The organism is Bacillus fonticola (assembly GCF_012955605.1).
GTDB lineage: Bacteria > Bacillota > Bacilli > Bacillales > JC228 > Bacillus_CG > Bacillus_CG fonticola.
The window spans coordinates 1,728,659-1,741,163 of sequence record NZ_CP052135.1 but is presented as its reverse complement, the minus strand read 5'-3'; the positions used below and the strand labels follow the sequence as shown (position 1 = coordinate 1,741,163).

General features: G+C 45.6%; 11 protein-coding genes. All 11 read left to right on the top strand.

Annotated features, from left to right (window positions below; genetic code table 11):
• Positions 1 to 76: 76 nt before the first annotated feature.
• The 11 genes from HHK01_RS08480 to rpsO all read left to right on the top strand — a co-directional run bounded on the left by HHK01_RS08480 (position 77) and on the right by rpsO (position 12,433).
• Positions 77 to 4,390: a PolC-type DNA polymerase III gene (locus HHK01_RS08480; RefSeq protein WP_170007376.1), complete on the top strand. Its 4,314-nt coding sequence runs from the start codon at positions 77 to 79 to the stop codon at positions 4,388 to 4,390.
• Positions 4,391 to 4,594: 204 nt separating this feature from the next.
• Positions 4,595 to 5,065, top strand: coding sequence for a ribosome maturation factor RimP (rimP, locus tag HHK01_RS08475; protein WP_170007375.1), 471 nt, complete (start codon positions 4,595 to 4,597; stop codon positions 5,063 to 5,065).
• Positions 5,066 to 5,124: 59 nt separating this feature from the next.
• The gene (nusA, locus tag HHK01_RS08470; protein ID WP_170007374.1) at positions 5,125 to 6,282 is read left to right on the top strand and encodes a transcription termination factor NusA; all 1,158 of its coding nucleotides are present in this window, start codon (positions 5,125 to 5,127) and stop codon (positions 6,280 to 6,282) included.
• 33 nt (positions 6,283 to 6,315) lie between these two features.
• Entirely contained in the window at positions 6,316 to 6,591 is a 276-nt protein-coding gene (gene rnpM, locus HHK01_RS08465) for an RNase P modulator RnpM (RefSeq protein ID WP_170007373.1), read from the top strand.
• Positions 6,592 to 6,596: 5 nt separating this feature from the next.
• The gene (locus tag HHK01_RS08460; RefSeq protein WP_170008728.1) at positions 6,597 to 6,914 is read left to right on the top strand and encodes a YlxQ family RNA-binding protein; all 318 of its coding nucleotides are present in this window, start codon (positions 6,597 to 6,599) and stop codon (positions 6,912 to 6,914) included.
• Positions 6,915 to 6,918: 4 nt separating this feature from the next.
• The gene (gene infB / locus HHK01_RS08455) at positions 6,919 to 9,150 is read left to right on the top strand and encodes a translation initiation factor IF-2 (RefSeq protein ID WP_170007372.1); all 2,232 of its coding nucleotides are present in this window, start codon (positions 6,919 to 6,921) and stop codon (positions 9,148 to 9,150) included.
• Entirely contained in the window at positions 9,147 to 9,425 is a 279-nt protein-coding gene (locus HHK01_RS08450; protein WP_170007371.1) for a DUF503 domain-containing protein, read from the top strand. Before infB ends, HHK01_RS08450 begins: the two co-directional genes overlap by 4 nt.
• Before the next feature lie 29 nt (positions 9,426 to 9,454).
• Positions 9,455 to 9,799 (top strand): 30S ribosome-binding factor RbfA, encoded by a 345-nt coding sequence (gene rbfA, locus HHK01_RS08445; protein WP_170007370.1) that lies wholly within the window; start codon positions 9,455 to 9,457, stop codon positions 9,797 to 9,799.
• Positions 9,800 to 10,031: 232 nt separating this feature from the next.
• The gene (gene truB / locus HHK01_RS08440; protein ID WP_170007369.1) at positions 10,032 to 10,952 is read left to right on the top strand and encodes a tRNA pseudouridine(55) synthase TruB; all 921 of its coding nucleotides are present in this window, start codon (positions 10,032 to 10,034) and stop codon (positions 10,950 to 10,952) included.
• A gap of 101 nt (positions 10,953 to 11,053) precedes the next feature.
• Positions 11,054 to 12,004, top strand: coding sequence for a bifunctional riboflavin kinase/FAD synthetase (ribF, locus tag HHK01_RS08435; protein WP_170007368.1), 951 nt, complete (start codon positions 11,054 to 11,056; stop codon positions 12,002 to 12,004).
• A gap of 159 nt (positions 12,005 to 12,163) precedes the next feature.
• Positions 12,164 to 12,433 carry a 30S ribosomal protein S15 gene (gene rpsO / locus HHK01_RS08430; protein WP_170007367.1) on the top strand — a complete coding sequence of 90 codons (270 nt, stop codon included), beginning with the start codon at positions 12,164 to 12,166 and terminating at the stop codon, positions 12,431 to 12,433.
• Positions 12,434 to 12,505 lie beyond the last annotated feature (72 nt).

Genomic DNA, 12,505 nt, shown 5'->3' with positions numbered 1-12,505 from the left:
TAGCGAATAGAAAAGTATTAAATAAAAGGAGATCAACTATGTTGGTCTCCTGTTTTATGGAAGGGAGGAAACTTTCTTGGCTATACGTAACAATCCAACAGCCATTTTACTTCAACAGCTCCAATGGACAGATGACGCGCATGTGGCTGCGTTGGAAGGCATGCAAATCGAAGGAGTGACAGTTGAAAAGCAAACGAGAACGTGGAACTTTCAATTTCGCTTTCCAAAACCAGTCGATGCTGCTGTACTGCGTTCATTTCAAAAGCGTTTGCACGAAGTATTCTCCCATATCGCCACTGTGAAAACCTCCTATACGTATGAGCATATTGCTGAACGTGGTCAAACCGTACTGAATTACTGGCCACTCGTGCTAGAAGAGCTACACGGGGCAACCCCTCCTATTCAAAAAGCGCTACGGGAACGTCCTCTGAAAGAAAAAGGCGAGCGCTTTATCATTGAGACGACAAATGGGATGGCGCTTCGAACTATTCAGCAAACTTACTTGAACACGTTGCAGGTGATATACGCGGGGTTCGGTATTCCAAATGTTTTCTTTGAGGTCACACAAGTCGCCATAGAAGAACAAGACGGGGAAGACGAAGCTCGAAAGCAATTTGAAGAGCAGAAGCGATTAGAAGATGAGATGCGGGCTAGACAAGCGATTGAAGAACAAATGAAGCAAAAAGAAGCAGCCGAACAACCTGCAGGTGGGCCACTCAGTATTGGGTATATGATCAAAGACCAAGAACCTGTTCGCTTAATGAGAGACGTGCAAGAAGAAGAACGTCGCGTCACGATCGAGGGGTTTGTGTTCGATGCGGAAACGAAAGAGTTAAAGAGTGGGAGAACGTTGCTAACCTTTAAAGTGACAGACTACACCGATTCACTGCTTGTCAAAATGTTTTCTCGCGATAAAGAAGATGCCGCGATGTTTAGTCGCTTAAAAAAAGGAATGTGGGTCAAAACTCGCGGGAACGTCCAAGACGACACGTTCGTTCGTGACTTAGTCATGATCGCAAATGACATTCAAGAGATGCCACCACGGGTTCGAGAAGACAAACACGAGGGGCTCAAACGAGTGGAGTTGCACGCACATACACCGATGAGCCAAATGGATGCCGTCTCTTCTCCAGGTGCGTTAATTGGACAAGCGGCAAAATGGGGCCATAAGGCGTTTGCGATTACAGACCACGCAGTACTCCAAGCCTTTCCTGAGAGTTTTTATGCGAGTCAAAAGCATGACATTAAAGTGATTTATGGGGTAGAGGCGAACTTAGTAGATGACGGCGTACCGATTGCGTATCAGCCACAGCATCGCAAGCTCGAGGACGATACGTTTATCGTTTTTGACGTGGAGACGACGGGGCTGTCTGCTGTGTACGATACGATTATTGAACTCGCTGCAGTGAAAGTTCGTGATGGCGAGATTGTTGACCGGTTTGAATCGTTTGCTAATCCGCATCACCCTCTGTCTGCGACAACCATTCATTTGACGGGAATTACGGATGATATGGTTCGGAATGCACCAGAGGTCGAAGAGGTACTAGAAAAGTTCCAAGCCTGGTGCAAAGACGACATCCTCGTCGCGCACAATGCTTCATTTGATATGGGCTTTTTGAACGCTGGCTACAAACGTTATGAAAAGAAGGTCTCTACCAATCCTGTGATCGATACGTTGGAATTGGCCCGTTTCCTCTATCCTGATATGAAGAATCATCGATTGAACACGCTTTGTAAAAAGCTTGAGATTGAACTTACACAGCACCACCGAGCGATTTATGATGCCGAAGCGACGGGTTATTTGCTTGTGAAGCTGTTAAAGGAAGCGAAAGAGAAGCGGAATATTGCATTTCACGATGAGCTGAATCAGTCGCTTGACGAAAGTCTCTCTTGGAAGCAATCACGCCCGATGCATGTAACATTGCTCGCGCAAAATGAGGTCGGCTTGAAAAACTTATTCAAACTCGTCTCCTTATCTCATTTACACTACTTTTATCGCGTTCCCCGTATTCCTCGTTCAAAACTACAAGAATTTAGGGAAGGTATTTTAATAGGGAGCGCTTGTGATAAAGGGGAAGTGTTTGAAACGGTTTTGCAAAAAGGTATCGAAGAGGCGCGCACTGTCATTAAGCAGTACGACTATCTTGAGGTACACCCTATCGAGCTGTATCAGCATCTTGTAGAATTGACCCTCGTCAATGATGAAGCGGCTTTAGTTGATGTCGTAAGGAAAATTGTTCAGCTTGGAGCAGAAGAAGGAATTCCGGTGTGTGCCACTGGAAATGTGCATCATTTGGATCCTATTGATCGTACTTATCGCGATATTCTCGTGTCCAGTCAAGGTGGGGCTAATCCGCTGAATAGACATAAGCTCCCGAATGCTTATTTCAGAACGACAGACGAGATGTTAGAGGCGTTTTCCTTTTTGCCAGAAGAGGAGCGACGACGCATCGTGATCGACGCACCGAACGAAATAGCCGATCGCATCGAGAAAATCAAACCGATTAAAGATGACCTATACACACCGCGTATCGAAGGCGCGGAAGATGAAGTTCGTGAAATGAGCTACGCAATGGCACGCTCGATTTACGGCGAGGAATTACCACAAATTGTAGAGGCGCGCTTAGAAAAAGAGCTCAAAAGTATTATTGGTCATGGATTCGCGGTGATTTATTTAATTTCTCATAAGCTCGTGAAAAAATCGTTGGACGACGGCTATCTTGTCGGTTCACGTGGATCTGTTGGATCTAGCTTAGTTGCGACGATGACAGAAATTACAGAAGTGAACCCGTTGCCGCCACATTACGTTTGCCCGAACTGTAAGCATTCCAAGTTCTTTGACGACGGTTCTGTCGGAAGTGGATTTGATTTACCAGATGCTGACTGTACAGAATGCGGAACACCTTACAAAAAAGACGGACAGGACATTCCGTTTGAAACGTTCCTTGGTTTTAAAGGGGATAAGGTTCCCGATATTGACTTGAATTTTTCTGGAGAATACCAGCCTAAAGCCCATAACTACACAAAGGTCTTGTTCGGTGAAGACAACGTGTTTCGAGCTGGTACGATTGGTACGGTTGCGGACAAAACAGCGTACGGTTTTGTGAAAGGGTATGAAGAAAACCACGCGCTAACGTTGCGTGGAGCGGAGAGAGACCGTTTAGCTAAAGGGTGTACGGGGGTAAAGCGGACAACAGGTCAGCACCCAGGGGGCATCATCGTCGTGCCTGACTATATGGACATTTACGACTTCACGCCCATTCAATTTCCAGCCGATGATGTCGGGTCTAGCTGGAAAACAACACATTTTGATTTTCACTCCATCCATGACAATTTGCTGAAGCTAGATATTCTTGGACACGACGACCCAACCGTGATCCGTATGCTCCAAGATTTAAGCGGAATTGACCCGAAGACCATTCCGACTGATGACCCTGAAGTGATGAAGATCTTTAGCGGAACTGCGTCTCTTGGAGTGACGGAAGAACAGATTCTTTGTAAAACGGGAACGCTTGGCATCCCAGAGTTCGGAACAAGGTTTGTACGTCAAATGTTAGAAGATACGAAGCCAACAACGTTTTCGGAGCTCGTACAAATTTCAGGTCTATCGCACGGAACTGATGTATGGCTCGGTAATGCACAAGAGCTCATTCATAACGGGACGTGCAGTCTAAGAGAAGTAATCGGATGTCGTGATGACATTATGGTGTATTTAATCTATCAAGGACTTGAGCCATCTCTTGCCTTTAAAATTATGGAATTTGTTCGTAAAGGAAAAGGTTTGCAGCCAGAGTGGGTAGAAGCGATGAAGGAAGCCGGAGTACCCGATTGGTATATCGAGTCGTGTTTGAAAATCAAGTACATGTTTCCGAAGGCGCATGCTGCAGCTTACGTGTTAATGGCGGTTCGCATCGCCTACTTTAAAGTGCACATGCCGCTTCTTTATTACGCAGCGTACTTTACGGTTCGTGCAGAAGACTTTGATTTAGAGACAATGGTTCGCGGAGAACAAGCGATCAAGGCGAAGGTGATTGAGATCCAAGAAAAAGGGCTCGATACTACACCGAAAGAAAGAAGTACACAAACGGTACTCGAGCTAGCACTCGAAATGTGTGCTAGGGGCTATCGCTTTACTGGTGTCGATTTATACAAATCGAGCGCTAGCGAATTTCTTATTGAAGGAGACAGCCTCATTCCGCCATTCAATGCGGTGACAGGTCTCGGCACAAACGCCGCTCTTAACATCGTCAAAGCTCGCGAAGACGGAGAGTTCCTTTCTAAAGAAGATTTGCAAAAACGTGGAAAAGTATCGAAAACGATTATCGAAACGCTAGACGGTCTAAACTGTTTAGAGGCCTTACCAGATGAGAACCAGCTTTCACTCTTTTAAACGAGTTCAACAATGGGCACTCCCTCAAATGGTTTGCATTGGAAACACTGCTATGCTATAGTTATCTTTGAAATAAATAGAGTCGTGCGTCTAAGAGTGGGGAAGCCCACTCTTTCGTCTTGTTATAGGGTGCTTTTTTAGTGAGCGAGGTTCTTGCTCCTCATGAAAAAGTCGGCGAAAAGCGCTGAGAAGGAGGGATGACTCATGACGGAAGTAACGACAACGACAGAGCAGTTGGTCCTTCCCATTCTAGAAGAACTCAGTCTTGAACTTGTTGACATTGAATACGTGAAAGAAGGCGAGAGCTATTACTTGCGTATTTTTGTTGATAAAGAAGGCGGAATTGACATTGAAGAGTGCGGTATAGTGAGCGAAAAGCTAGGAGAGAAGCTCGATGAAGCGGATCCGATTCCTTTTCCATACTTCTTAGAGGTAGCCTCACCAGGTGCGGAACGACCTTTAAAGAAGGAAAAGGATTTTGAGAAGGCTATCGGGAAAACGGTTCATATTAAAACGTACGAAGCCATTGATGGTGAAAAAACGTTTGAAGGAACGTTGACGTCGTTTGATGGAAGCGTGTTAAAAGTCTCTCATCGTGTGAAAACGCGTATGAAAGAAGTGGACATTCCTTTTGATAAAGTAGCGAAAGCTCGCTTAGCAGTCAGCTTTGGATGATCACTCATTGAATGGAAGATGAGAAAAGATGAATTTTGTAAGGATAGGGGGAGTATAGCATGAGCAGTGAGCTGTTGGATGCCTTAACACTGCTAGAAAAAGAAAAAGGCATTTCACGTGATGTCCTCATAGAAGCAATAGAAGCAGCCTTAGTCTCCGCGTATAAGCGAAACTTTCACCAGGCACAAAATGTTCGTGTGGATTTTAATATCGGAAATGGATCGATGCGGGTGTTTGCACGAAAAGAAGTGGTGGAAGAAGCGTTTGACCCTCGTTTAGAGATTAGTCTGGAGGACGCGCATGACATCAGTCCTTCCTATGAAATTGGGGATACGGTGGAAATTGAGGTAACACCACGTAACTTCGGACGAATCGCAGCACAAACGGCGAAGCAAGTCGTTACTCAACGTGTTCGTGAGGCGGAGCGAGGGATTGTTTATTCCGAGTACATCGATCGTGAAGAAGATATCATGACGGGCATTGTCGAACGTCAAGATGGGCGGTTCACGTATATAAGTTTAGGGAAGGCAGAAGCGTTGTTGCCAAGCAACGAACAGATGCCAACAGAAACCTTGAAACCTCACGACCGTGTGAAAGTGTTCATTACGAAAGTCGACCGTACGACAAAAGGTCCGCAAATTTTCGTTTCTCGTACACACCCAGGTTTGTTAAAGCGTTTGTTTGAGATGGAAGTTCCAGAGATTTACGATGGGACTGTAGAGATTCGTTCGGTTGCTCGAGAGGCGGGAGATCGATCGAAAATCTCTGTCTATTCCGGAAGCGAAGACGTAGATCCAGTCGGTGCTTGCGTAGGACCAAGAGGTTCTCGCGTACAAACAATCGTGAGCGAATTAAAGGGTGAGAAGATTGATATCGTTGAATATTCTACCGATCCAGTTAAATTTGTCGCGAACGCACTTAGCCCTTCTAAAGTGGTTGACGTTCTTGTGAACGAGGATCAAACAGCGACCACTGTTATCGTGCCTGACTATCAACTGTCATTGGCGATTGGAAAACGCGGACAAAATGCTCGATTAGCTGCTAAGTTAACCGGCTGGAAAATCGATATTAAGTCTGAAACGGATGCCCGTGAGCTCGGTATTTATCCTCGGCCTGGAAATGCAGGGAAACCTGAAGAAGTCGTCGCCGATGAGGAAACATTCGAGGAAGATGAATTCCTTGAAGGATCATTTGAGGAAGAAAACGACGTGAAGTAATACGGATCGATGAAGAAAAAAGAGGTGAATGCGTTGGCTCATCAAAAGAAAATTCCGATGAGAAAGTGTGTAGCGACAGGGGAAATGCGTCCGAAAAAAGAGATGGTAAGAATCGTTCGGACGAAAGAGGGCGAACTGCTCATCGACCCAACCGGAAAAAAGTCCGGTCGAGGTGCCTACGTATCAAAGACTGAGCAGGCAGTCAAACTCGCAAAACAAAAAAATGTTCTCTCACACCACCTACAAACCAACGTGCAACCGTCGCTATACGATGAGTTGTTGCAATTTGTGGAAAAGGAGAACCTATGACAAACATGAACGACGAAGCATGGATGTCGCTTTTAGGTTTAGCGTATCGAGCGCGAAAGGTTGTCTCTGGAGAGGAATTGGTAATTGGTGAGGTTCGGAAGCGGAAGGTTTCTCTTGTGTTGCTTTCCTCAGATGCTTCTGAGAACACCGTGAAGAAGGTTACAAACAAATGTACCTCGTACGGTGTCCCACTTCGCCGTGTTGCCGATCGAGAATCTCTAGGTAACGCTATAGGGAAGCCCGCCCGCGTCGTTGTCGGTGTGACAGACAAAGGGTTTGGAGACAGCTTATGTAAACGGCTTGATGAAAAGTCTCGGGGGTGAAACGATGAGTAAAATGCGTGTATATGAATACGCAAAAAAACACAATATCTCTTCAAAAAACGTAATTACTAAGTTGAAGGATTTAGGAGTCGACGTTTCGAATCATATGTCTACGATTGAAGACAACATCGTGACAAAATTAGATGCGGCCATGAAGCCAAAAGCTTCACAGCCTGCTCAAGAAAAACCGAAAGTTCACGCCAAAGCTCGTCCAGCAAAAGAAGACGAGAAAGGTGCAGGGGATAACAAACCTAAACCAAAAAAACCTACTGCTAGTGGCCAAGATAGCAAGAAGTCTGAGAAAGACCGAAACTCATCTGAGAAGAAGGTATTCACTTCTAACGGTCCTAGAGGTAATAATCAAAGACCAAACGGCGGTAATGCTAAAGGAAAGAAACAAAACCGTCCAGGTGGTAGAGGGAACCAAAAACCGCAACGCCAACAACAGCAACCACCTACACCGCGGAAGCAGAAAGAGCTTCCAGAAAAAATTACGTTCCAACAATCATTGACCGTTAGTGAACTAGCAAAAAAGCTACACCGCGAGCCGTCTGAAATTATTAAAAAGCTCTTCATGCTCGGGGTCATGGCAACGATTAACCAAGAGCTTGATAAAGATGCGATTGAATTAATTTGTACAGACTACGGTGTGGAAGTGGAAGAAGAAATCGTCGTGGACGTAACGGACCTTGATGTGCATTTTGAGGAAGAAGATGACGAAGCCAACCTTGTTGAGCGTCCTTCTGTCGTGACGATCATGGGACACGTTGACCACGGAAAAACGACCCTTCTTGACTCCATTCGCCATACGAAAGTAACAGCAGGCGAAGCAGGCGGAATTACGCAACACATCGGTGCCTACCAAATTGAAAGTAACGGAAAGCGCATTACCTTTTTAGATACACCGGGACACGCTGCCTTTACGACGATGCGAGCTCGTGGTGCGAGTATTACAGATATAACGATTCTTGTAGTAGCAGCCGATGACGGTGTAATGCCGCAAACAGTGGAAGCGATCAACCACGCAAAAGCAGCTGAAGTACCAATTATAGTAGCTGTGAATAAAATGGACAAACTTGGTGCGAACCCTGATCGTGTCATGCAAGAACTATCAGATCACGGACTCATCCCAGAAGCATGGGGTGGAGATACCATCTTCGTTCCTCTTTCTGCTTTGAATGGAGAAGGGATTGATTCTCTTCTTGAAATGATTCTTCTCGTTAGTGAAGTGGGAGAGCTAAAAGCGAATCCGAACCGTCGGGCGACAGGAACCGTTATTGAAGCGCAACTCGACAAAGGACGTGGATCCGTCGCTACATTACTTGTTCAAAATGGTACTCTCCGTATAGGAGATCCAATCGTTGTTGGGCATACGTTTGGTCGTGTTCGTGCCATGGTGAATGACCTTGGTCGCCGTGTGAAACAAGTGGGACCGTCTACGCCAGTTGAAATCACAGGTTTGAACGATGTGCCACAAGCCGGAGATCGATTTGTCGTATTTGCAGACGAGAAAACAGCTCGCTCTGTTGGGGAGACTCGTGCTTCCCAAGCAGTCCAGGCACAACGCAGTGAAAAATCACGCGTTACGCTAGACAACTTGTTCGATCAAATGAAACAAGGTGAGATGAAAGATTTACACATCGTCTTGAAAGCTGACGTGCAAGGATCTTTAGAGGCAGTTGCCGCTGCATTGAATAAATTAGAAGTAGAAGGTGTAAATGTAAAAATTGTTCATACAGGTGTTGGTGCCATTAATGAGTCTGATATCATTTTGGCCGCTGCTTCTAATGCCATTGTTATCGGATTTAACGTTCGGCCAGACGTGAACGCGAAACGCGCTGCTGAAGCCGAAAACGTCGACATTAGACTCCATCGCATTATTTACAAAATAATCGAAGAAATCGAATCGGCAATGAAAGGATTATTGGATCCTGAATTTGCAGAGAAGATTATTGGGCAAGCTGAAGTACGTGAGACATTTAAAGTGTCGCGCATTGGTACGATCGCCGGTAGCTTTGTCACAGAAGGAAAGATTACTCGTGATAGCGGCATTCGTCTTGTTCGTAACGGTATCGTTGTCTTTGAAGGCGAAATCGATACACTAAAACGGTACAAAGATGATGCGAAAGAAGTCGCTAAAGGGTATGAATGTGGCGTGACAATTAAAAACTATAATGACGTCAAAGAAGGCGACGTCATCGAAGCATTCGTGATGGAAGAGATTGAGCGTAAGTGATTCTCAGCTTGACTGTCGAGGTGATCTTGTACAACGCACACTCCTTAAAAGAGAAAAGAGCCGTTTTGCAACGACTGTTTGCTCATATAGGTGGGCAGCAAAATATGGCTGTAAGTGAGTTGGACTATCAAGATCTTTGGCAACGCGCCGAGTTTGGCGTTGTTGCCATCGCAAGCTCAAAAACAGTGTGTGAACAAATGGTACAGCGGGTTTGCAATTATTTAGATCAGCAACACGATCTAGAAGCCACATCGATTGAGCAAGAATGGCTTTGACCTGCAAAGAAAAATTGAGGTGACGAGTAGTGAATGTTCGTTCACATCGCGTAGCAGAACAAATGAAAAAAGAACTTAGCGACATTATCGGACGAAAAGTAAAAGACCCACGCGTCGGGTTCGTAACAGTGACGGACGTACGGGTAACCGGTGATTTGCAACAAGCAAAAGTGTACGTTTCGATCCTTGGTGACGAAGAGAAAAAAGAAGCGACACTAAAAGCACTTGGTAAAGCGACAGGATTCATCCGCTCTGAAATCGGAGCCCGTATCCGCTTACGCAAAACACCGGAAATTTTGTTCGAAGTCGACGATGTCATGGAAAAAGGCAATCGCATCGACACACTGTTGCACGAGTTGCACAGAGAAGATTGAGGACTGGCACGCGCCGGTCCTCCTTTTTCATGTTTGGCAGCTAGTATGGAAATCGGATGTTGATTAATAAAATGGATGTTTTGATAGACAAAGCCACCGATTTGTGGATAAATTTAAGGTTTTGATTGATAACCGGATCCATTTGAGGATAAACCCGACGCTAACGTGATGAATCGGCTATCCCCCTACATCGGTTGCCCCCCACACTATAACCAGCGAGGTGAACAGCAAAGTGAACGGAATTTTGCCATTTTGGAAGCCAAAAGGCATGACCTCCCATGATTGTGTATGGAAGCTGAGAAAATTGTTTGGCACAAAGAGGGTTGGGCATACGGGTACCCTCGATCCTGAGGTGGATGGCGTGCTTCCTATTTGCATCGGTCACGCGACCCGGATCGTGGAAGAACTCATTGCACAGCCTAAAACATACGAAGGAGAAGTGACCCTTGGCTATGCGACAACAACGGAGGATGCAACCGGTGCTATCGTTGAACGAACACCGCTTACGAAGCTCCCTCCACTTGAGGAGATCGACTTCGCCCTCCTTTCGTTAACGGGAACCATCTCACAAACGCCCCCCATGTACTCTGCTGTAAAAGTGAATGGTAAAAAATTGTACGAGTATGCTCGAGCAGGACAAGTCGTCGAACGTCCGACCAGACACGTCCATATTTACAAATTTGAACGACTAGACTCACCGGAACTGAACGACGAGCAAGTCACGTTCTCATTCCGAGTTCGTTGCTCTAAAGGGACCTACGTACGTACGCTAGCTGTTGCAATCGGTGAAGCGCTCGGAGTTCCTGCTCATATGTCACAACTAACAAGAACAGAGGCTGCTGGGTTTACAGCTGATGAATGTGTCACGCTTCAATCTCTAACTGACATCGATATGGAAGAACGCATAAAATGGCTGCGACCGATTGAAGACGGGCTTTTGCATTTGCCGAAGTGGGTCATTTCTGATACATTGACATCGAGTGTTGAAAACGGTGCGAAACTACATAAAGTTGATGTAGCAACTGATTGGCCAGTGGGAGCAAGAGAAGTGGTCGCCGAAACCAAGCAGGGGAAAGCAATCGCAATCTACCAAGAGCACCCCACCAAGACAGACTTTGTGAAGCCTAAGAAAGTATTTGTAAGAGATGAGTGAATTCAATAAAACAGCGTTACTACTATAGAAGTAGAACAGAGGAACCTTGGCAGCACTCGCATCCCGCGAGCCAGCTTGCCAATGGGAAGGGAGCAAGAACGGTGAAGGTTTATCGATTATCACATCCTCATCAACTGAAAAAAGATGAATTGCCACCTCTTGTTTGTGCACTCGGTTTTTTTGATGGTGTCCATATTGGGCACAAAAAAGTTATCCGCACTGCACAGCAAGAAGCGAAGGCTAGAGGGATACAGTCTGCGGTTATGACGTTTGACCCACATCCAAGCATCGTCCTACAAAGGGATGTACAGCGTGTAGAAGCTATTACACCGATTGAAGACAAAATGAAACACATCGCCGAACTCGGTGTAGACGTCATCTTTGTCGTTGAGTTTTCAAAGGTCTTTTCGAAACTACAGCCACAACAATTTGTAGATGAGTATATTATTGGTTTGCACATAGAGCACGTGGTGGCAGGCTTTGACTTTACGTACGGTTCTTTCGGGAAAGGAACGATGGAGACGCTGTCATTTCATGCAAGAGACCAATTTACGCAAACAACAGTTGGAAAAATCACAATCGACGGATTGAAGGTCAGTTCGACCCATATACGTTCTTTGCTTAGTCAAGGGGTAATGGAGGAAGTGCCTCAATTTCTTGGGCGACAATACGAAACGAGCGGCATTGTCATAGACGGAGAGAAGCGTGGAAGGACGATCGGCTTTCCGACTGCGAACGTGAAGGTGTCCACCGATTATATTTTGCCTCCTGTCGGTGTGTATGCTGTGCGGATTCGCGTAGATGATACGTGGTATGAAGGAGTTTGTAATGTAGGCTTTAAACCGACGTTCCACTCCAAGCAAACGTACAGACCCCATGTAGAAGTTCATATTTTCTCTTTTTCGCAAACGATTTATGGGCAGACAGTGACGGTGCAGTGGCATAAACGTTTGCGTAATGAACAGCGCTTTTCAGGCGTCGATGAATTGATCGCCCAAATCAACCAAGATTGCGAGGATGCCAGAGCGTATTTTAACACGACAAACATGTGACCTCTCAAGGTGACAAACACCTAGCAGCGCTTGCTTTTTATTGTCGGAAAGTGTATGCTTATTTTCGTACTAAAGTACACACAACCGTTGCTTGGCTACGCGATTTCTCCGACGCCGGCTCAGCAATTGGGGATTCTATGATTAGAGGAGGTGACTAGAATGGCTATTACACAAGAACGCAAACGCGAACTAATCGAAGAGTACCGTACTCACGCTGAGGATACTGGTTCTCCAGAGGTTCAAATTGCAGTCCTTACAGAAGAGATTAACAATTTGAATGACCACTTGCGTACGCACAAGAAAGATCACCATTCTCGTCGTGGTTTGATGAAAATGGTTGGTAAGCGTCGTAACCTTTTGACTTATTTGCGTAATAACGAAGTACAACGTTATCGTGAACTAATCAACAGCCTTGGTCTTCGTCGATAAGTTACCTACAAAAAGCGGGAGAAATCCCGCTTTTTTCATAGTTTGCGCAAAAATAAGGTAGAAACTCGTATA

Coding starts and splice junctions, on each gene's coding strand:
- rimP (WP_170007375.1), top strand. CDS start 4,595: ATGACGGAAGTAACGACAACGACAGAGCAGTTGGTCCTTCCCATTCTA.
- nusA (WP_170007374.1), top strand. CDS start 5,125: ATGAGCAGTGAGCTGTTGGATGCCTTAACACTGCTAGAAAAAGAAAAA.
- HHK01_RS08460 (WP_170008728.1), top strand. CDS start 6,597: ATGAACGACGAAGCATGGATGTCGCTTTTAGGTTTAGCGTATCGAGCG.
- infB (WP_170007372.1), top strand. CDS start 6,919: ATGAGTAAAATGCGTGTATATGAATACGCAAAAAAACACAATATCTCT.
- rpsO (WP_170007367.1), top strand. CDS start 12,164: ATGGCTATTACACAAGAACGCAAACGCGAACTAATCGAAGAGTACCGT.